Source organism: Pseudomonas sp. LRF_L74 (assembly GCF_965644255.1).
Classification (GTDB): domain Bacteria; phylum Pseudomonadota; class Gammaproteobacteria; order Pseudomonadales; family Pseudomonadaceae; genus Aquipseudomonas.
On record NZ_CBFFRH010000005.1, the window covers coordinates 359556 to 380690 of the forward strand.

At 67.0% G+C, this 21135-nt stretch carries 16 protein-coding genes; 10 read left to right on the forward strand and 6 right to left on the reverse strand.

Annotated elements, in window-relative coordinates; genetic code table 11:
- Nucleotides 1-244: 244 nt before the first annotated feature.
- Nucleotides 245-1618 carry a tetratricopeptide repeat protein gene (locus tag ACSZPK_RS15210; RefSeq protein WP_437882311.1) on the forward strand — a complete coding sequence of 458 codons (1374 nt, stop codon included), beginning with the start codon at nucleotides 245-247 and terminating at the stop codon, nucleotides 1616-1618.
- Here the strand turns inward: ACSZPK_RS15210 and ACSZPK_RS15215 are convergent.
- Nucleotides 1597-2607 carry a P1 family peptidase gene (locus ACSZPK_RS15215; protein ID WP_437882312.1) on the reverse strand — a complete coding sequence of 337 codons (1011 nt, stop codon included), beginning with the start codon at nucleotides 2605-2607 and terminating at the stop codon, nucleotides 1597-1599. The genes ACSZPK_RS15210 and ACSZPK_RS15215 overlap by 22 nt on opposite strands.
- A gap of 321 nt (nucleotides 2608-2928) precedes the next feature.
- On the opposite strand from ACSZPK_RS15215, the gene ACSZPK_RS15220 reads away from it, so the two are divergent.
- The 9 genes from ACSZPK_RS15220 to ACSZPK_RS15260 all read left to right on the forward strand — a co-directional run bounded on the left by ACSZPK_RS15220 (nucleotide 2929) and on the right by ACSZPK_RS15260 (nucleotide 15821).
- Nucleotides 2929-5202: a TonB-dependent receptor gene (locus tag ACSZPK_RS15220; RefSeq protein ID WP_437882313.1), complete on the forward strand. Its 2274-nt coding sequence runs from the start codon at nucleotides 2929-2931 to the stop codon at nucleotides 5200-5202.
- Nucleotides 5203-5244: 42 nt separating this feature from the next.
- Nucleotides 5245-6825, forward strand: coding sequence for an alkaline phosphatase D family protein (locus tag ACSZPK_RS15225; RefSeq protein WP_437882314.1), 1581 nt, complete (start codon nucleotides 5245-5247; stop codon nucleotides 6823-6825).
- A 238-nt stretch (nucleotides 6826-7063) separates the two neighbouring features.
- Nucleotides 7064-9328 (forward strand): TonB-dependent receptor, encoded by a 2265-nt coding sequence (locus tag ACSZPK_RS15230; RefSeq protein ID WP_437882315.1) that lies wholly within the window; start codon nucleotides 7064-7066, stop codon nucleotides 9326-9328.
- A 10-nt stretch (nucleotides 9329-9338) separates the two neighbouring features.
- Nucleotides 9339-10676, forward strand: coding sequence for an LLM class flavin-dependent oxidoreductase (locus tag ACSZPK_RS15235; protein ID WP_437882316.1), 1338 nt, complete (start codon nucleotides 9339-9341; stop codon nucleotides 10674-10676).
- On the forward strand, nucleotides 10673-11623 hold the full coding sequence (locus ACSZPK_RS15240) for a 5'/3'-nucleotidase SurE (RefSeq protein ID WP_437882317.1): 951 nt from the start codon (nucleotides 10673-10675) through the stop codon (nucleotides 11621-11623). The genes ACSZPK_RS15235 and ACSZPK_RS15240 overlap by 4 nt, the downstream gene beginning before the upstream one ends.
- Nucleotides 11620-12624: an LLM class flavin-dependent oxidoreductase gene (locus tag ACSZPK_RS15245; protein ID WP_437882318.1), complete on the forward strand. Its 1005-nt coding sequence runs from the start codon at nucleotides 11620-11622 to the stop codon at nucleotides 12622-12624. The genes ACSZPK_RS15240 and ACSZPK_RS15245 overlap by 4 nt, the downstream gene beginning before the upstream one ends.
- A complete protein-coding gene (locus ACSZPK_RS15250) occupies nucleotides 12621-13643 on the forward strand; it encodes an LLM class flavin-dependent oxidoreductase (RefSeq protein ID WP_437882319.1) in 1023 nt (340 codons plus the stop codon). The genes ACSZPK_RS15245 and ACSZPK_RS15250 overlap by 4 nt, the downstream gene beginning before the upstream one ends.
- Nucleotides 13644-13678: 35 nt before the next feature.
- A complete protein-coding gene (locus ACSZPK_RS15255) occupies nucleotides 13679-14725 on the forward strand; it encodes an LLM class flavin-dependent oxidoreductase (RefSeq protein WP_437882320.1) in 1047 nt (348 codons plus the stop codon).
- Complete coding sequence (locus tag ACSZPK_RS15260; protein WP_437882321.1) at nucleotides 14715-15821, forward strand: LLM class flavin-dependent oxidoreductase; 1107 nt, start codon at nucleotides 14715-14717, stop codon at nucleotides 15819-15821. Before ACSZPK_RS15255 ends, ACSZPK_RS15260 begins: the two co-directional genes overlap by 11 nt.
- Here the strand turns inward: ACSZPK_RS15260 and ACSZPK_RS15265 are convergent, their stop codons facing one another.
- The 5 genes from ACSZPK_RS15265 to ACSZPK_RS15285 form a co-directional block, all read right to left on the reverse strand.
- Complete coding sequence (locus tag ACSZPK_RS15265; protein ID WP_437882322.1) at nucleotides 15822-16898, reverse strand: sigma-54 interaction domain-containing protein; 1077 nt, start codon at nucleotides 16896-16898, stop codon at nucleotides 15822-15824.
- 385 nt (nucleotides 16899-17283) lie between these two features.
- Nucleotides 17284-18246 (reverse strand): FecR domain-containing protein, encoded by a 963-nt coding sequence (locus ACSZPK_RS15270; protein ID WP_437882323.1) that lies wholly within the window; start codon nucleotides 18244-18246, stop codon nucleotides 17284-17286.
- Nucleotides 18243-18752, reverse strand: a complete 510-nt coding sequence (locus tag ACSZPK_RS15275; RefSeq protein ID WP_437882324.1) for a sigma-70 family RNA polymerase sigma factor — start codon at nucleotides 18750-18752, stop codon at nucleotides 18243-18245. Before ACSZPK_RS15275 ends, ACSZPK_RS15270 begins: the two co-directional genes overlap by 4 nt.
- A 95-nt stretch (nucleotides 18753-18847) precedes the next feature.
- Nucleotides 18848-20065 carry an MFS transporter gene (locus tag ACSZPK_RS15280; protein ID WP_437882325.1) on the reverse strand — a complete coding sequence of 406 codons (1218 nt, stop codon included), beginning with the start codon at nucleotides 20063-20065 and terminating at the stop codon, nucleotides 18848-18850.
- Entirely contained in the window at nucleotides 20062-21129 is a 1068-nt protein-coding gene (locus ACSZPK_RS15285; RefSeq protein ID WP_437882326.1) for an LLM class flavin-dependent oxidoreductase, read from the reverse strand. Before ACSZPK_RS15285 ends, ACSZPK_RS15280 begins: the two co-directional genes overlap by 4 nt.
- Between the last annotated feature and the right edge of the window lie 6 nt (nucleotides 21130-21135).

Below are 21135 nucleotides of genomic sequence, written 5' to 3' on the forward strand. Positions count from 1 at the left end.
GTCAGTGCTCATGGATGAAGCGAACGGAGCAAGGCTCATGCCATCGACCGGCCCCCCGCACTACCAGCGCCAAAGGCCCGGGCTGCGGCCTGGCTGTTGGGAAAGCAGCAGCGCCAGCCACAGATTGCGCGGATTTCACCAGCCTGCGTCGGGCACCTTGCGGTTCTGCAACCGCACGCGCCGGCACGGGCGGGCTGGCATGAGCCTTGCGACAACGGCAGTCAACCACTCACGGACCGCTTTCATGCCACACGACTACCTGGGCAATCCCCTGTCGACCCGCAACGTCGCCACCTTGGCCGCGATCGACGACTTCATCGGCGGTTTTCTCGCCTACGAACCGCGCGCCGAGGGCATCCTGGCAGCCGCTGACGCCGCCCCGGAAGACCTGCCGGCCAACGCCTACGCGGGTTTTCTGGCGATGTTCAGCGAGTCGCCCCAGGCCAGCGAGCTGGCCAGCCGCTACCTGCGGCGCGCCCAGGCCCGCCTCGCGGCCAACACGCCCGATCGCGAGCGAGCCCTGCTGCGCTTGCTCGAGACCTGGATCGACGACGACGTGCCCCTGGCGCTCACCCTGATCGACACCTTGCTCGACGCGCACCCACGCGACCTGTTCGCGCTCAAGCTCAGCCAATACCTGAGCTTCAATCGCGGCGACTCGCCGGCCATGCTGCGCGTCGCGCTCAAGGTCCTGCCCTCGGCCTCCGATATCGCCGAGGTACACGGCATGCTGGCATTCGCCTATGAGCAATGCCACCTGCTCGGCGAAGCGGAAACCGCCGCCCGCCTCGCCCTGCGACTGAACCCACGTGAGCCCTGGGCGCAGCACGCGCTGGCGCATGTCTACCTGACCCAGGGCCGGATCGACGAAGGCACGCACTTTCTCGAGTCGGTGAAGGATGGCTGGGATCACCTCAACTCCTTCATGTACACCCACAACTGGTGGCACCTGGCATTGTTCCACCTGGCGCGCGGCAACCTCGTCGAGGTGCTGCAGATATACGACCAGCACGTCTGGGGCCGGCTGCCCGAGTATTCGCAGGACCAGATCGGCGCGGTCTCGCTGCTGACGCGCCTGGAGCTGGCCGGCGCCGACGTCGGCCAGCGCTGGCAGGCCCTGGGCGAGTACCTGCAAGTGCGTGAACAGGATACCGTGCAACCCTTCCTGTCCCTGCAGTACCTCTACGGCCTGGCACGGGCTCGCCGGCCCCAGGCGGTTTCGCTGCTCGACGCCCTGCACCGCTACGCGGACCAGGCCCCGGCACACAGCCGCGCGGTCTGGCGGGAGGTGACCCTGCCCGCCGCCGAAGGCCTCTACGCCCACGCAACGGGCGAATTCGAAGCGGCCGCGCGCCAGCTCGACCAAGCGCTGCCACGGCTGGTCGAGGCCGGGGGCAGCCATGCCCAGCGCGATCTGTTCGCCCTCGTCGCCCAGGACGCCCACATTCGCTCGGGGCACTGGGTCACGGCCCAACAGTTACTGGAACTACGCCGCCGCTACGACGCCGACGACGTTCCCACCAACCAGGCGCTGGCGCAGGTCTACCAGCAGTTGGGGCTGCCCGCCCTCTCGGCCCGGGCCAAGGGGCGGGTCAATCAGGTATTGGGCGTGGCGTGATCCTCGGCGGCGTAGACCCCGCGAGCGATGGCCCGCGCCAGGCAGTCCGCCGCCGCCGAACCCACTATCGAAAGCGCCACCGGCCGTCGCGCGCCCTGCTCCAGCACGCGGGCGCCGCTGGCCATGGCGAATACGGTGTCGCCGTCGAACGGCAGATGAGCCGGACGTATGGCCCGGGCGATACCGTCCTGCGCCATGATCGCCAGGCGCTTGCATTCGGCGGTGCTCAGGTCGGCATTGCAGGCGACCACCGCCAGCGTGGTGTTGGCACCGGCCTGCAAGCGCCCCAGGCTTTCCAGGCGCGACAATTGGGGGACTGGGTCGCGATGCCCGAGGGTGCCGTCCGGCCGCCGACCGCCGAACTCGCCATCGATCTCCCATGGCCAGGCCCAGAAGCTGCGACCGTCGGCCATGTACACGCTGCCCACCGGATTGACCGCTACCAGCGCGCCAACCCACAGGCCATCGCCCAACCCCAGCGAGGCTGACCCCAGACCGCCCCGCCGGGTGCCCGCCAAGGCGCCACGCCCCGCCCCGACGGCGCCGATGGCGAAGCGCTCGGACGCCGCCGCCAACGCCTCGATTCCCCATTGGCGGTAAGGCGGCTCCAGCCCCCAATCCTTGTCGCCATGGTTGGCCAGGTCGTGCAGCACCGCCGAGGGCACCACCGGGATCGCCGGCGTCCACGGCTGCACGCGTACGCCCACGTTCTCCTGCGACAAGGCCACGGCCACGCCATCCGCGGCGGCCAGGCCGAACACCGAGCCGCCAGCCAGCACCAGCGCATGCAGCTCACCGATCATGTTCTCCGGCTCCAGCGCCGCCAGCTCCCGGCCGCCTGGGCCACCGCCGCGCACATCGACGCTGGCGCGCCACACCTTGTCCGGCCGCAGTACCGTCACCCCGCTGCGCACACGCTCGTCGGTGACGTGGCCGACCTTGAGGCCGGGAACATCGGTGATCAGATTGAGAGGGCCGGGTTGCAGCATGTGGAGCTCCGAGAACGAGGATGTCATCGGCAGGCGAAGCCAGATACGTGCCAGCCAACCGCGCCCGCCAGTGCCGCGACAGCGCCACTGGCGAGCTGCTGGATAGGCAACAGGCTGAACCTGGCGTGATGGATTTCAAACAGCCAGCGCCACGCCGTGGCGAGCTGTCACAAAACTGCAAACTTCAACACTGACAGCCCCTTGCGCACGATCTGCCGTGTCTGGCACAGGCCATGCTCTGCACTCCTCACCGACCTCTCCAAAGAGCGGACCTCCCTGGAACGCATGCGCCCCGCGCACGCCCACAAAAGGAATCTGCCAATGACCATTTCCGCCCCCCGTCCTGCCCTCCACCCGTCAGGCAGCCTGCTGCTGGCCCTCAGCGGCGCGATACTGTTCGCCCTGCAATGCCCTGAAGCGATCGGCGCCGAGGACAACGAAGAAGCCACCGCCCTGCCGAAGCTCACGGTGACCGCCCAGAAACGCAAGGAGCAGGCCCAGGACGTCGCGGTCGCGCTGACCCCGCTGAGCGGCGACGACCTGGAGAAACGCGGCATCAGCAACATCAACCAACTGCAGTACCAGACGCCCAACCTGGAAATCGATCCGGCCTACGGCAGCGACCAGACCCAGTTCCGTATCCGTGGCGTCGGCCTGCGTGACTACGCCACCAACAACACCTCCACCGTCGGCGTGTACGTCGACGAAGTGGCGTTTCCCTTTCCGGTACAGACCCAGGGCCTGCTGTTCGACCTGGAGCGCGTGGAGGTACTGCGCGGACCGCAGGGCACGCTCTACGGCCGCAACAGCACCGGTGGCGCGGTGAACTTCATCACCCGCAAGCCGACGGTCGAACCCGAGGCTGAAATCAAGGCCGGCTATGGCTCGAACGACTACAAGACCCTGGAAGGCTACCTTTCCGGCCCGCTCACCGAGGACCTGCGCGGCCGCCTGTCGTTCGCCGGCAAGGATGGCGGCGCCTGGCAGCAGAACCGCGACACCGGGCAAAAGCTCGGCGACAAGGACGTGGCGGCGCTGCGCGGTCAACTGGAATGGGACGCCAGCGACAGCCTGCGCCTGAACCTCAGCGCCCATCATGGGCGTGACCGGTCGGACAGTCGCGGCGCCCGCCTGTACCAGGGCCTGGTGCCACGCAACATCGCCGGCCAGACCAGCTACGCCAGCATCGCCCCGGATGCCCGCCACGACTACACTGGCTGGGGCCTGAAGCCAGCCTTCGCCGCAGCCACCGGCCTGTCCGGCGATGACAAGCCGCATCGCGACAACACCAGCCAGGGCCTTTCGCTCAGCGCCGACTGGAGCCTGGACGAGCACCTCAGCCTGACCAGCATCACCGCCTACAACAGCCTCGACCGCCAGGAATACATCGACTGGGACGGCTCGGCCATCGCCCAGTCCGACGAATTCTTCGATACCGACATCGACGTGTTCTCCCAGGAACTGCGCCTAGCCTCCGAGGGCAACGGGCGCCTGGACTGGGTGGTGGGCGGCTACTACGCCCACGAATCGCTGGACGAGCGCTTCTTCTCGGACTTCACCGAGTATCGCGGCCTGGGCGTGATCTACCTGACCGAGTACGGGCAGAAAGCCGACACCGTCAGCCTGTTCGGCCAGGGTCGCTACCGGCTCGCGGATGACTGGACCCTGGTCTTCGGCCTGCGTCAGGAGCACGAGCGCCGCCGCTTGCAAGACTATGTGACGGGTAACCTGACGGACCGCACATCGCCCCTGGACGAGCAACTGCGCAGCGACGAAACCTCGGCCAGGCTCGCCCTAGAATGGCGCCCGGCCGCCGGCCACCTCGTCTATGCCAGCATCAGCCGCGGCGTGAAATCCGGTGGCTTCACCACCTACAACACCAGCGCGGCCCTGGCCGAAAGCCTGATCGAACCGTTCAAGCCGGAAAAACTGCTGGCCTATGAAATCGGCTTCAAGAGCGATCTCAACCAGGCACTGCGGCTCAATGGCGCGGTGTTCTACTACGACTACCGTGACCAGCAGTACCAGTCCCAGGTGTGGATCAGCCAGGCGGTGGGCAACGTCGGCAAGCTGGTCAACATTCCTCGCTCGCAGATCTGGGGCGGCGAGCTCGAACTGCAGTGGCAACCGCTGCCCGGCCTTACCGTCAGCCAGTATCTCGGCTACAAGGAGGGCCGCTACAAGGACTTCCAGGGCCTGGACAGCACCGCCACCGCCGCCGTCGGCTACGCCTACCCGGTGTACACCGACTTTTCCGGCGACAAGCTGACCAACTTCCCGGAAACCAGTTATGGCGGCGCGTTCGCCTACAGCCGCAGCATCGGCCCGCTGCGCTGGAGCGCGCATTTCGACTACGCCTATCACGACACCCTGATCAACAGCGACCCGGCACGCAGCACCAACCACTACTGGCTGGCCAATGCGCGCCTGGCGGTCGCGCCACCAGAAGAGAAGTGGGAGCTGGCGCTCTATGGCCGCAACCTCTTCGACCGCGAGTACGACCTCTACAAGGGCTCGTTCCTCTCCAATGCGCAGATGGCCCACTCCGGCGACCCGCGCAGTGTCGGCGTCGAGGCCACCTACCGTTTCTTCTGACCGGGCGTGCGGCTTGCCGGCCGCATGTTCTAAGGCGTTCACATGAGCCATGCACCCATCAGCCGGCGGCAGACCTTGCGTGTGCTCGCGGGCCTGGCCGCCACGCCCTGGCTGCTGCGCCACGGCCGCGCTCTGGCTGGCGTCGACTATCCCTTCACACTCGGCGTTGCCAGTGGCGATCCCACGTCCGACGGCTTCGTCATCTGGACCCGCCTGGCCACCCTGCCGCTGTATCCGGGTAACGAACAGCGCCTGCCCGCCACTGTGCCGCTGGCCTGGGAAGTGGCCGAGGACCCTGGTTTTCGGCGCCCGGTACGACGCGGCCAGAGCAGCGCGCTGCGCCTCAATGGCCATGCCGTGCACGTGGAGCTCAACGGGCTGCGGCCAGGGCGCGAATACTGGTACCGTTTTATCGCGCTTGGTGAAACCAGCGCCAGCGGACGCGCGATGACCTTGCCGCCCGCCACCGCCAGTCCCGACAGCCTGCACCTCGTCGCGGCCTCGTGCGCGCACTGGGAGCGCGGCTACTTCAGCGCCTATCGGCACATGGCCGAGGAGCGCCCGGACCTGGTCCTGCTGCTGGGCGACTACATCTACGAATACAGCCTGCCGAGCGACTCAGCCGATAGGGTACGTCGCTACGGCGCGCCCGAAGCCACCGACCTGGCCGGTTATCGCTACCGCTACGCACTGCACCACAGCGACCCGGACCTGCAGGCCCTGCATGCCGTCGCGCCGTGCCTGGCGACCTGGGACGACCACGAGGTACAGGACGACTACTCGGGCCCATTCAGCAAGGACCCGGCCCTGGCCCGGCGCGCTTTTCTCCAGCGTCGCGCGGCGGCCTACCAGGCGTTCCTGGAGAACCTGCCGTTGCGCAGGCCCGCCCGCGACAGCAATGGCGCGCCGCGCATCTATCGGCGCCTGCGTTATGGCGATCTGGCCAGCATCCCGATCCTCGATGGCCGCCAATACCGCTCACGACAGCCCTGCTACGTCGCGCCGCACTTCGGCAAGGGGCATGTCGAGGCAGCCTCCTGCGCCGATCTGCGCGACCCACGCCGCACCCTGCTGGGTTTCGAACAGGAACGCTGGCTGTACGACGGCCTGCGCCGAGCGGACAGCCGCTGGCAGTTGATCGCCCAGGACCTGCTGGTCGCACCGCTGCGCGTGCCGCCAGCCGAAGCCGGCGGCGAAGCGCGCTACTGGACCGACAACTGGGACGGGTTCCAGGCGGCACGCGAGCGCCTGCTGGAAAACCTGCAACACAGCCGGGTAGCCAACCCGGTGGTTCTCAGTGGCGACTATCACTCGTTCTGGGCCAATCACCTGCACCGCGTTGCAGAGGATCCCGACTCGCCGCGCGTCGCCGTGGAACTGGTCGGTACCTCGATCACCTCCAACGGCCCCAGCTATGAAGCGATTCAGAAGGTGCTACCAGCCAATCCGCAGGTGCGCTTCTATGACAGCCGCCAGCGCGGCTACCTGTCGCTGCGCCTGCAACGACAAGCGCTGGATGTGCGCATGCAGGCCATCTCGGACCGCGCCGACCCACACGCCAGCGTCGCCACCCTGCGCCGTTTCGCTGTCGCCGATGGCGATCCCAGCCTGCATGATGCCTGAGGCGCATCGCCAGGCCCCGGCGCGTACCTCCCGGCCAGCGCTGACGGCTTCTCAACAGTCTGCGCGAGGCACTGCGCGAAAATCAGCAGCGCTTATCGGCCCGAACAATTTTCCCCTTTCATATCAATCTCTTAATCCGATGGCACAGGCCTTGCTCAGGCCTCTGCAGAACCCAGCTACGCCACACCCGGACGCGCCAGGGGCATGACCTGCCAGTTAAGCCAAGGAGCCTTGCGCCATGTCGATCCGATTCCGTCCCCACCCGCTGACACTCGCCATTGTCCTGGCCGGTGGCGGCCTCCTCGCCACCCCGGCGCATGCCGAAGAACCGCCCGCCGAAGACGCCCAGGCGCAGAATGGCAATGCCCTGCCCAAGGTCGTGGTCACCGCCCAGCGACGCCAGGAAGCGGCCCAGGACATCGGCGCCTCGATCTCGGTGATCGAGGGCGCCAGCCTCAAGGAAAAAGCGGTCAGCACGGTCAACGACCTGCAACACAACACCCCGAGCCTGGAAGTCGAGCCGGCCTTCGGCAGCGGCCAGCCGCAATTTCGCCTGCGCGGCATCGGTTTCATCGACTACACCGCGAACAACTCATCGAGCGTCGGCGTGAACGTCGATGACGTGGCATTCGCCCTGCCCATCCAGACCCAGGGCCTGCTCTTCGACATCGACCGGGTCGAGGTCCTGCGCGGCCCGCAAGGCACCCTCTACGGACGCAACACCACCGGCGGTACGGTCAACTTCGTCACGCGCCGGCCGACCCGCGACGTCCACGCCGGCATCACCGCCGACTACGGTTCCTACGGCGCCTGGAACACCGAAGGCTTCGTATCCGGCCCGCTGACCGATACCTTGCGCGGCCGCCTGTCCTATACCACCCAGCAAGGCGGTGCCTGGCAGAAAAACCGCGCCACCGGCGACGAGCTGGGGGACAAGGACAAGATCGCCGTGCGCGGCCAGCTGGAGTGGGATGTCACCGACGACTTCGACCTGCGCCTGACCCTGCAGCACGCCCGCGACAAGTCGGAGAATCAGGGCCTGTACCTGTTCGAAAACTACACCTCGGCGAGCACCGGCGAGGTCATCGGTGCCGACAGCAATCGCCGCCATACCGGCTGGAGCCTGCGCCCGGAATTCGCCGCCGCGGCTGACATCTCCGGTGGCGACAAACCGCACGCCGACAACACCAATGACAGCGCCAGCGTGGTCGCCAACTGGCACCTGGGCGGCGACCTGTTGCTGACCAGCGTCACCGCCTGGAACGAACTGCGCCGTCGTGAACTCGGCGATTGGGATGCCACCGGCTATGCCGATTCCGACGAATATTTCGATGACCGTGTCACCAGCTTCACCCAGGAACTGCGCCTGGGCTCGGACGGCAAGCAACGCCTCAACTGGGTGACCGGCGCGTTCTATTCCCAGGACCGTCTCAACGAGAAGTTCAACTCGGACTTCACTGACCGCCTGGGCTTCATGACCCGCACCAGCTACGTGCAGAAGGTCAAGACCCTCGGCGGCTTCGCCCAGCTCGACTACGTCTTCACCGACCAGTTGAAAGGCATCGTCGGCCTGCGCCAGGAATACGAGAAACGCAGCCTGGACGGCTACTTCTCCGGATTCATCGACGGCACCCAGTTCGACGGCAGCAACGTCAACCCCTTCCCTGACCACACCTCGTTTTCCAACAACGGCACCTCGGGCAAGCTGGCCCTGGAGTACCAGGCCACCCCGAGCTCGCTGATCTATGCCAGCTTCAGCCGGGGCTATAAATCCGGCGGCTACACCGCCCACAACAGCGGCAACGTGCTGGCCCTGGAGGCATTCGATCCGGAGTCGGTCAACGCCTTCGAAGTGGGTTTCAAGAGTGACCTCACCGACCAGTTGCGCTTGAACGGCGCGCTCTTCTACTACGGCTACCACGACCAGCAGGTGCTCTCCACCGTCTGGAGCCAGCAGTCCAGTTCCCTGGTCGGCACCTTCGTCAACGCCCCGCGCTCGCGCATCTTCGGTGGTGAACTGGAGCTGCTCTGGCGCCCGCTGGCCGGGCTCGAGGTGCAACAGTACCTCGGCTACAAGGAAGGCAAGTACACCGATGACTTCCTCGCCGTGAACAGCACCGCCACCGTGGCGGCTGGCCAGGAGGTCTACAACAACTACAAGGGCGAGGCACTGAGCTTTCCCAAACTCAGCTACGGCGGCTCCATCGCCTACACCTGGGCACTGGACGGCTTCGACCTGCGCGCGGAAACCAACTACAGCTACCGCGACGAATACAAGCAACTGCTGCTGCTCGGCCCCAACTACAACCTCGATCCCTACTGGCTGGTCAACGCCAGCCTGACCCTGTCGCCGCGCAACGGTCCGTGGAGCGCGGGCATCTGGGCGCACAACCTGCTCGACGAAGAATACGACCTGACCCGCAACTTCTTCCTGCCCGGCACCAGCATCGCCTCGGCAGGCGAGCCGCGCACCGTTGGCCTGCGCGTGTCCTACGACTACTAGGGAGCTGCCCATGATTCGCCGAACCGACCAGTTGCACCTGGGCGCCTTTCTCGCCAACAGCGGCCACCACGTCGCGGCCTGGCGCCATCCCGAGGCCCAGGCCGATGCCAGCCAGGATTTCGAGCACTTCAAGCGCATCGCCCAGACCGCCGAGCGCGGCAAGTTCGATGCGCTGTTCATCGCCGACGTGGTGGCCCTCTGGGGCCATCACATCGATGCCCTGAGCCGCACCGCCCGGGGCGAGCACTTCGAACCGCTGACCCTGCTCTCGGCCCTGGCCGCGGTGACCGACCGCATCGGCCTGATCGCCACGGCCACCACCACCTATAACGAGCCCTACCATATCGCCCGCAAGTTCGCCTCGCTCGACCACCTGTCCAAGGGCCGTGCGGGCTGGAACCTGGTGACCTCGGTGGTCTCCGACGAGGCCTGGAACTTCGGCCGCGAGCAGCATGTGGAGCACGCCGATCGTTATCAGCGCGCGGAGGAATTCCATGACGTGGTCAAGGGCCTGTGGGACAGCTGGGATGACGATGCCTTCGTGCGCGACAAGCAGAGCGGCCTGTATTTCGATCCCGACAAGCTGCACGTTCTCGATCACAAGGGCGAGCACTTCTCGGTCCGGGGCCCGCTGAACGTCGCGCGCCCGCCGCAGGGTCACCCGGTGCTGGTCCAGGCCGGCGCCTCCAGTGCCGGCAGGCACCTGGCCGCACGGGTGGCCGAGGTGATCTTCGTCTCGCACCATGACCGCGCCGCCGGCCAGGCCTTCTACCAGGACATCAAGGACCAGGCCGCGCGTTTCGGCCGCGAACCGGATGCGATCAAGATCCTGCCCGGCATCACGCCCTTTGTCGGCCGCAGCCGTGAGCACGCCCAGGAGCAGTACGAAGCCCTGCAGGCCCTGATCGACCCGGTGGTGGGCCTGCGCCTGCTGGCCGATACCCTCGGCGAGGATATCGACCTGTCCGGCCATGACCTCGACGGCCCGCTGCCGGATACGCCCGTGGGGCAACGCGGCAGCCGTCGCGACCAGGTGATCGCCCTGGCGCGCCGGGAGAACCTCAGCATTCGCCAGTTGTATCTGCGTCTCGCCGGCGGCAACCCGGCCATCGGTACCGCCAGCGACATCGCCGACATCTTCGAGGACTGGTTCCAGTCCAGGGCCTGCGACGGCTTCAACGTGTTCTTCCCGACCTTTCCCGGCGGCCTGGACAGCTTCGTCGACCAGGTCGTGCCCGAGCTGCAGCGCCGCGGGCTGTTCCGCCATGACTATCAGGGCCGGACCCTGCGCGAGCACCTGGGCCTGCGGCGTCCCGTCAACCGCTTCGTGGGGGCGGCAAGCGCATGAACAGGCGAGCCTGGGGACTGGCAGGCGCCTTGTTGCTGAGCGGCCTGGCCGGACCTGCCCATGCGTTGAACATTCTGCTAAGCAACGACGACGGCTACAGTCACCCCAACCTGCGGGCGCTGTACCTGGCGCTCAAGGCCGAGGGCCACAACGTCAAGGTCAGCGCACCGTACGCCGAACAGAGCGCCCGTGGCGGCGCCTTCTTCTACGGCCGCGAAGTGCAGATCGGCCACGACAGCGACCCCGCCTACCCGGACAGCTACTACCTGACCACCTGGGAAGAGGGACGCTGCGCCAGCGTCGAGTGTGCCGGCCAGAACGTGCGCATCGAAATCAGCGGTACTCCGGTAATGGCGGTTCTACTGGGCCTGGACCGGATCCTGCCGGACCCGGACCTGGTGATCGTCGGCCCCAATCCGGGCAACAACCTGGGCAGCCTCAACAACATCTCCGGTACCTTCAACGCCGCGGCCATCGCCGTGCAACGTGGCGTCCCCGCCCTCGCCGTCAGCGTCGACCTCAAGGAAGCCGACAGCCAGCGTGTCGCCGAGTGGGTAGCGCGCCTGGTCCAGGCCTTGCAACGCCAGCGTCCGGCTGGCGAAGCGCTGCTACCCAAGGGCCTTGGACTGAACGTCAACCTGCCGCCCACTGCCACGATCAAAGGCGTGCGCCTGACCCGCATCGGCCGCAGCATTCCGTTCCAGGCGGTCTACACCGACGACCTCGGTCCGTTGTTCAAGGAGCAGAAAGGCAAGCCCGGCATCAGTTTCGCCAAGGCCCCCGCGCCAGGCGCCAGCGAGCAGGAAGACGAAGCGCCATGGCTGGCCAGGGGCTACCTGACGATCAGCCCGTTCAGCGGATTGCCCGACGGCCCCGCCCTGCCCCCCAAACTGGATACGCTGCTGCGATTGCCGGTGGACAGCACGCCGAAGGACAGCCAGCCATGAGCCGAAAAACCTTCCGCCTGGGTTTTCTCAATCGGGTGTACAGCCCGGACTTCAGCCCACGCGTCTACCAGGATGCCCTGGAGCTGTTCAGCGTCGCCGAAGACCTGGGCTTCGACAGCGGCTGGGTGGCCCAGCACCACCTGGGCTGCGAAACCGGCCGCCTGCCATCGCCACTGCCGTTGCTCGCGGCGGCGGCACAGCGTACGCGACGCATCCAACTGGGCACCGGCATCATCGTCCTGCCCCACGAGCCGGCCCTGCGCCTGGCGGAAGATGCGGCCGTAGCCGACCTGCTCAGCGGCGGACGGCTGCAACTGGGGCTGGGGGCCGGCTTCGACCCCGACAGCTTCACCCTCTTCAACCAGTCTATCGAGCAGCGCCACGCCGAATACGACCGGCGTCTTGCCCGCTTGCTGGAGTGCCTGGCCGGGCAAGCGCTCAACGCCAACGCCCAGCACTTGAACCCACCCGCTGGCGACCTGCCATCGCGGATCTGGGAAGCCACCTCGCGTGTCGAGCAGGTGGCGCAACGCGCCAATGGCCTAATCGTCGCGCCCAACCCGCGCCTGCCCGCCTCCGGCGATGCCGACCTGGTTGCCCGTTATCGCGGCGCCTGGACGGCGGCTGAACGTTCGCCCCGCATTGCCCTGGTACGCGCGATCTTTCCCGGCAGCGATCCCGCTGACCAGCACGCCAGCCTGGGCCGCGACATCAGTGCCTACATCGAACGCCAGCGCCGCATCGGCGTCTACCCGGCGGCCAGCGGCCTCGATCTCGGCGAGGAGGTTGAACGCCTGGGGATCCTGCACGGCGACAACGAAACGATCGTGCGCCGCCTCCTGAACGGGCCTCGCCTGAATGGCGGCGACCATCTGGTGGTCCAGGTCCAGACCAGCTCGACCCGTCTGGACGAAGCCATCCGCCACCTCGAACGCATCGCCAAGGATATCGCCCCTGTCCTGGGCTGGCGCCCCACCCCCTCGGAGACTTTGTACGCATGAGCCAGACCCCGCGTCGCTTCAAGCTCGGCTTTCTCACCCACGCCTTCGGCCGCGACCCGGCCCAGGCCTATCGCGACCTGATCGAACAGTTCGAAGTCGCCGAATCACTCGGTTTCGATGGTGGCTGGATCGCCCAGCATCACCTCAGTGGCGGTTTCGGCCAATTGCCTTCGCCCCTGGTGCTGCTGGCCGCGGTCGCCGAGCGCACGCAGCGCATCGAACTGGGTACCGGGGTGATCGTGCTGCCGCTGGAAGACAGCCTGAGGCTGGCCGAGGATGCCGCGGTCCTCGACCACCTCAGCGGCGGTCGCGTGCAGCTTGGCCTGGGTAGCGGTGGCGCCAACCTTGGCGTTTTCGATGCCTTCGGCCAGGACCCCGAGCAACGCCAGGAAAGCTTCAGGAATGGGCTGCTGCAACTGCAATCGGCACTCGCCGGCGAGTTGCCCGGCGCCCAGTTGCAACCGCCTGGCGCGGCCCTGAGAAAACGCCTCTGGCACTCCCATGCCAGCCCGCAAGGCGCGATCCAGGCCGCCCGACAAAACAACGGCCTGCTCCTGGGGACCGCGACTCACGACCCGCTGCTGGTGCAGAAACCACTGGCAGATGCCTACCTGGACGCCTACCAGGGCGCTGGCTCGCGTATCGGTGTCGTGCGCGCCGTGTTTCCCGCAGCCGACCGCCGCAGCGCCCGGGCCGAGCTGGCAGCCGACATCGAATTGCATGTGCCACGGCTGATTCGCGAGGGCCTGATCGATGCCGCGGCGGACCTCGAGCAGCATCTGAAGCTACTGAACGTCCACCATGGCCACCCCGACGAGATCGTGCAAAGCCTGCTCGACGATCCTTCGCTGCTACCCTATGCCGACTATTTCATCCCGGTGGTACAGTCCGAAAGCTCGACCCAGGAGCAGGTCCTGCGTCGCTTGCAGAGCCTGGCCCGCGATATTGCGCCGGCCCTGGGCTGGCGGCCCGCGACGAGCGCCAGCGCCACTTTCCAGGCCAGCAACGTGGTGGGATGATGCCGCTCCCGACCAGTAGCGCCTCTACCACCACGATGAGACTTTCGATCAGCTGGAGCCTTGGCTGCGACAGCGACACACTGGCCAGCACAACGTCGAGTTGCCCGGCGGGCTGGATTCAATTCGCCCAGGCCGTCGAATACGCCGGGCTCGACGGTCTGTTCATCGCCAGCTCGGCGCACCAGCAGGACAGCCTTACCGTCGCCGCCACGCTGTGCGCTCATACGCGTCATCTGCGGCTGATTCCCGGCCTGGACAGCGGCCTGATGCTTCCCGCCGCGCTGGCAGCCGTCGCCCAGAGCCTGCAGTCGATCAGCCAGCAGCGCCTGTGCCTGCACCTTGCAGACGGTGACCAGGGCAGCACCAGGCGCGCCCTTGGCGAGTTGCTCAACCGCGACCAGCGCAGCGAGCGGATTGGCGAATACCTGCTGATACTTCGCCAGCTACTGGACGCGCGGGGCCCTGCCCTGGATTTTCAGGGGCGCTACTTCAGCCTGGAAAATGGCGGTCATGCCCGTCGCGACCTGCCAGCGCCACCGCTGCTGCTGGACGACTCGATCGGTGCGCCGCTGATCGCCGCCCATGCCGACCAGTGCCTGGTCCAGGCCGACCATCCACAGCGTCTCGCCGCCACCCTGGCGCGCCTGCAGGACGCGGCACGCCAGCAGGGTCGCGACCTGACGTTCGCCACGCGGATCGGCTGGATTCTGCGCGATGATCCAGGCCAGGCCTGGTATGCGGCGGAACACTGGCTGCAGCGCCAGCACGACGACGAAAACACCCCTTGCAGCGCCAGCCATGCAAACGTCGCCAGCCTCGCTGCCGGCGGCGCGGCATCGCCGGCCAGGCGCTTCGAGATCTACCCCAACCTGTGGCGCCCGTCGTTTCGTCATCCGCCATTCCTGGTGGGCGATGCGCAGCAACTTGTCACACGCCTCACCGAGCTGCACGAACTGGGCATCGCCCATGTGATCATCGAAAGCCCGCCCTCGGTTCGCGAAGCCCTGCGCGTCGGCGAAACCGTACTGCCAAGCCTGCGAGCCAGCGGCCTGATGAACGAGGCGCGACACCGTGTCGAATGAAGCCAACCCGCTCGAAGTGAACTGGTTCCTGCCCACCAATGGTGACGGCCATCACCTGACCAGCAGCGGCCTGCCCAGTCACGGGCTGCTGCAACAGGGCGAGCGTGCGCCAACCCTGGACTACCTGCGCCAGATCGTACGGGCAGCCGACCTGGGCGGCTTCGACGCGATCATGATCCCCACCGCCGCCGGTTTCGAAGACCCCTGGCTGATCACCGCCATCCTCAGCCAGGAGGTGGCCCGCCTGCGCTTTCTCCTGACCCTGCGCCCCGGTGTCGAAGTGCCGGCCTACACCGCGCAGAAAGCCGCGACCCTGCAACAGGTCTGCGGCAACCGCCTGGCCCTGCACCTGGTATCGGGCTCCAGCCGTTTCGAGCAACGCTCGCTGGGCGACTTCCTCGAGCATGACGAACGCTACGCCCGCACCGAGGAATTCCTGCAACTGTTCCAGGCCCTCTGGCGAGGCCAGGGCCAGCACCACCAGGGCCGTTACTACCGCACCGGCAATATCGGGCTCGAACCACCCGCCAGCCCGCTGCCCACCTTGTATTTCGGCGGTGCCTCGGCCTCCGCCGAGCGCGTGGCGGCGGCCCAGGCCCACGTCTACCTGATGTGGGGCGAGCCACCGGAAATGATTGCCGAGCGTATCCGCACCATGCGCCAGCTCGCCCGCGCCTGCGGGCGCACCCTGCGCTTCGGCCTGCGCCTGCATGTATTCGCCGCGCCCACCTCCGAGCAGGCCTGGCAGCGCGTGGAACGACTGGTCAGGGAAATCCCGGCGGGTGCTATCGAGCGAGCCCAGCGCCAGCTGGATGCCTATGAGTCGGTGGGCCAGTCGCGGCAGAACGACTTGCACCGGGGACGCCGGCAAGGGGCCAGGGAACTGGAAGTCTCACCCAACCTGTGGGCCGGTGTGGGCCTGGTGCGCGGTGGCGCCGGCACGGCGCTGGTGGGCAGTCATGCGGAGGTGGCGGAGCGTTTGCTGGAGTATCGCCAGCTTGGCATCGACAGTTTCACCCTGTCCGGCTATCCCCATCTCGAAGAAGCGATTCACCTGGGCAGCGAACTGCTGCCACGCCTGCGGACGGCTCGCTAGTCACCTGCCGGTCTTGATCAGCCCGTGGTTGACCAGCAGCGTACGCATGGCGTTGCGCGTGATGCCCAGCAGCGCGGCGCTACGCACCTGGTTGTAGCTGCTCCAGGCATAGGCCTCGCGCACCAGAAGCTCCTCGATATCCTTGAACAGCGACTCCCCCGGCACCTCGAACAGGCGCAGGAACTGTTCGCGAATGACCTCCTGGGGCAGGCGCGGCAGCGCGGACGAAACGCTCGCCTGTCCAAGGCCGGAGGCGCCGCCGGCGAACTTGAAGTCCTCGGGGCGAATGACCTTGCCGGTGGCGACCAGCAACGCCAGGTGCACCACGTTTTCCAGCTCGCGGATATTGCCCGGCCAGGCGTAGGCCAGCAGCGAGCTCACCGCGGCCTCCGAGAACATTGGCGGGTCGATCCGCAAGCGCTGGCAATAGCGATCACGAAAATGCTCGGCCAGCGGCAGCACATCGAGGGGACGTTCGCGCAGCGGCGATACATCGACTCGCGCGACGTTGATCCGATAGAACAGGTCGAGACGAAAATTACCGGCGTCGACGGCCTGTTCGAGGTCGACGTTGGTGGCCGTGACCAGCCGGATATCCACCTTGATCGGCTTGCGCGAACCGACCCGCACGATCTCCTGCTCCTGCAAGGCACGCAGCAGCTTGACCTGCAGCGGCATGGGCAGGTCGCCGATCTCGTCGAGGAACAGGGTGCCGCCATCGGCCTCTTCGAACCAGCCGATCCGCCGCCCGGTGGCCCCTGAAAAGGCCCCGGCCTCGTGGCCGAACAGTTCGCTCTCAGCCAGGTTTTCATTGATCGCGCCGCAGTTGACCGCAACGAAGTTGCCGTGACGCCCGCTCATGCGATGCAGGTGACGCGCCACCAACTCCTTGCCGGTGCCCGTCTCGCCGTGAACCAGCACCGGCACATCGGCCGGAGCCAGGCGCTCCAGATAGTCAAGCAAGGCACGCGAGCGAGGATCGCTGAAAACCAGCGCCTTAGCGCGGATGGAAAGCGGCTGATCCTGACCTTCAGGCAAGGTCAGGACGGTAGAGTCCTTCTGAGCGATGCTTTTCATTCGCGGCTCGAACTACAGTTTTTTCACAGGTGATGGAAAACATAAAGGTCGCCGGCTTATAACCATAAATAATAAATTTTCATATGGTAATAATTAAAATTATGATGCCATGTTCTGTATACGAGCTAACCACGCCAGGCTTGAGTCAACGCCTTCATGAGGACACCAGTTGTATCGGTGCATCAGGAATCAGTCGATATCCTGCTGTGCATGCAAAGCACTCATATAACCCCCGGTCTAACCCACTCCGTTTCAGGATACGAAATGAACCAGGCTCCATCTCTTGAGAGGATGGAGCCATGAAGGCAACGACGAATGACTCATCACCCAGTAGCGGTAGCCGCGACTGCGTCCGCGACATCATTCGCAGGTCGATATCGGCTTCTCACACCGCGCGCAACACCGTACACAGCGCCCCATATGCCTGCACCCGCAACGGCAGGCTCTGTTCGAGCATGGCCAGGGTGCGCGGCATGTCATCCAGCGGGAACAGCCCGCTCAGGCGGGTCGGCGCCAGGGCTTCATCCACCAACAACAACCCCGGTAGATAGGGGCGCAAGGCCTCAGCCACCCAGCCCAGGCTACGGTCGCGCACTTCCAGCCAGCCGCTTTGCCAGGCGCCTTCGTCCGAGCGTAGCTGGCCCTGCTGGAGAATCCGGCCGGCGGCGAACAGCACGCTGCGTTGCGCTGCGATGCGCGTGCGTGGCAACCCGTCGGGTTGCAACCAGGCGGCAGCGTCCAGGGTGGCCAGGCGGATCCCCTCGCCCTCCTCGCTGAGCAGCAGCCGCCCCGCAGCACAGGCCACCTGACCGGCGCTGCACCCCAGTTGGAATTCGCCACGCCGGGCGTCGGCAGCGACGGTCAGTGCCAGTTCCCCCCGGTGCAAGGTCAGGCCACGCTGGCTGGCATCCAATTGCGGGAGCACCCGGCTACGCGCGTTGAGGCGCAGCAGGCTGCCATCAGCCAACGAAAAGTCACGGCGTTCACCGGTCCCGGTGACCAGTTCGCCCGGCCAGCCCATGCCGGCCTGCAACCAACGCCAGGCCAGGTGGCCGCTGCCCACTGCGGCGAGCAGTGCCAGGCCCTGACCGAGCACCCGACGGCGCGTCCGCGGTCGCTCCAGCACCTGCACCAATGGCTGGCTCGGACGCCCGCGCCAGGGTGATTCCTGCACCGGAGCCAGGCTCGCCAGCAGTTGCAGAAACACCTCGTCATGCCGAAGCGACTGCGCCCGCCAGCGATCCAGTTGCTGTTGTTCCTGATCGCTGAAATCGCCGGACTGCAGGCGTACCATCCAGTCCAGCGCTTCGTCGAGCACCGCGTCCTGCGGTTCCGTCACTCGCTTCATTCACGCAACCCCTGGAAGCAGCACTGCAAGGCCTGCTTCATCAGTTGATGGATACGCCCCACCGACAGATTCAGGCGGGCGCCGATCTGCACATAGGTCAGGCCCTCCAGTTGACTGAGTAGGAACACCGCCTTGGCCTGTCCGGACAAGCCTTCGAGCAGCCGGTCGATGGCCTGCAAGCTCTCCACCAGCATCCATTGCTCGTGCGGCGAGGGGTATGCCGCCTCCGGCGCCTCGGCGAGAATCTGCAGGCAGGCACGCTCCAGATCCTTGCGGCGCCAACTTTCGTACATCAGTCGCTGCGCCACCGTGGCCAGGAACGCCCGTGGTGAGCGGATGGCACTCGGGTCCGGCAACTGCCATACCTGCAGGAAGGCCTCTGCCGCCAGGTCTTCGGCGCTGTGCCGGCAACCAATCTGGTTCGACAGCTTCTTGCACAGCCAGCCGTAGTTCTGCTGGAACAACTGGGCGATCAGGGTGTTCTTGAACGCATCACGGCTATCCATGGTTCGGGTTCCATTACCCAGGCCACGCCACGGATAGCGGTAGTGAGCCTGCGAGATTGTCGGGGTGCCCGGGCGGGTATGCCCGGGTACGGTCATCAGTCATTGCCGGCACGCGGGCGCACCGCGTCCTCCGTTGTCACGGTACTTGCCGTTGCAGCGCCATTGCGACGACCGCTCAGCGCGCCACTCAGGGCCGCCAGCAGAATCAACCCGGCGCCGTACCAGGGCAGCGTCAGTACCTGGCCGCGGTCCACCAGCACCGCGCCGATGAAAGCCCCCAGGGCCACGCCCAACTGAATGGCGCTGGTATTCAGGCTGATCTGGATGGCCGCGCTGCGCGGATGGGTTTCCACCAGGTATTTCTGAATCGCCGGGCCCGGCACCATGTTGAACACGCACCATAGCACCACCACCAGCAGCAGGCCGCCCAGGCTTTGCGCGGCCCAGGGCAATGCGGTCAGGGCCAGGGCATGCAGCAGCAGGCCGATGACGAAGGTGCGCGGCCCCGGCCAGCGGTCGGCGGCACGCCCACCGAGTAACGCGCCGACGACCCCGCCCAGGCCGTAGACCAGCAGCACCGCGCTGATGCGCGGTGGGTCCAGCGCCAGGCTGGCCACCAGCAACGGCACGATGAAGGTGTACACCGTGAATTGCCCGGTCATCTGCAACAACGCCGCCAGATGCGCGCACAGCGTCTGCCGTTGGGCCAGCGCGCGCAGTTGCTGCAACGGCGGCGGCCCCGGCGTGCCGATGACCTGCGGTAGCCAGCGCGTCAGTAGCGGCAAGGTCGTCGCGGCCAACGCGGCGAGCAGCAGGAACAGCACCCGCCAGCCCCACTGTCCGCCGATCAGCGTGCCCAGCGGCACGCCCAGCACCAGCGAGGCGACGATACCGGCGAACACCAGGCCGATGGCGCGACCACGGCGCTCCTCCGGGACGATGGCCACCGCCAGGGTGATCGCCACCACCACCACTACCGAGGCGCTGGCCGCCACCAACAGGCGTGCGGCCAGTAGCCAAGCGAAGCCCGGTGCCGCCGCGCTGGCCAGGTTGGCGAGCACGAACACAGTCAGCGCGGCGCGCAGCAAGCGCCGCCGCTCGACGCGCGCACTGGCATGGACCAGCAGCGGCCCGCCAAGCCCGTAGACCAGTGCATACAGGCTCATCAGCAGCCCGGCCCGGCCCTGGCTGACCTGCAGCCCGCTGGCCAGGGTGTCGAGAATGCCGGCCACTACCAGTTCCACGGTGCCGACCACGAAAGCCAGCGCCGCCAGCAGCCAGACCCCGCCCGACGCGCTGCGTGCAGCGCTCATGCGGCCTCCCGCAGATGCGCGATCAGGGCTCGGCGCAGGCGGATATCCACGGCGTTCTCGGTGGTCGCCTCCAGTTGCACGATATCGATCCCGGCGGCATGGAACGCACGCACCCGCTCGACCACCGCCTCCAGCGTGCCGACCTGCACCGGGGCGAAGCTGCGCTCCAGCAGCGCCTCGATCCATGCGTCCGAGCCCAATGCTGCGCCGCCCTGGCGTTCGTCATCACGGGCCACCTGGGGCGAGCCGGTGAGTTCTTCCAGCGGGCGCGCGCGCAACAATTCGCGGGCACGCTCGCGGTAGCCGGCGGCGATGTCCTCGGCATGCGCCTGGCTGTCGCCGAGGATCGCCTGGAAGTGCTTCCACAGGCGCAGCGGCGCCCTGCCCTCGCGGCGCTCGGCCAGTTCCTGGCGCAGGGCGGCGGTGCGTGCCTCGTCACTGAAATTGCCGGCATAGATATCGGCGAAGCGCACCGCCAGGTCGACGGCTGCGGGCGAAGCGCCACCGATGGACAGCGGCGGCTGCGGGCGCTGCACCGGCAGAAAGCCTGCGCCGGCATCGGTGACCCGGTAGAACTCGCCGTCGTAGTCGAATGGCTCGCGACTGTGCAGCGTACGAGTGAAGACCTCCAGGTACTCGGCCGCGCGCCGATAACGCTCGTCCTTGCCGGCGAAGTCGCCGTCGCGCTGCACTTCGGCCTCACTGGAGCCGATCACCACATGCACCGCCGCCCGCCCGCCGTACAGCGCATCCAGGGTTGCCAGGCTGCGCGCGGCCAAGGTCGGCTGGGCGACGCCAGGACGGTGCGCCACGGTCACCCGCAGGCGTTCGGTGGACTGCAGCGCGTGGGCGGCCACCAGCCAGGGGTCGGGCCAGGCGCTGGCCACCGTCACCAGCGCGCTGTCCAGGCCATCGGCCTCCTCCAGTCGGGCCTTCTGCTGAATATCGAAGGCCTTCGCCGCGCGGCTGCGGGTATCCGGCAGAAAGCGCGCGGCCTGGCGCTCGTACGGGGTGTCGCCGATCAGGGCAGCGGCGCGCACGCCGCCACGCAATTCGAAGCTCACGGGCAG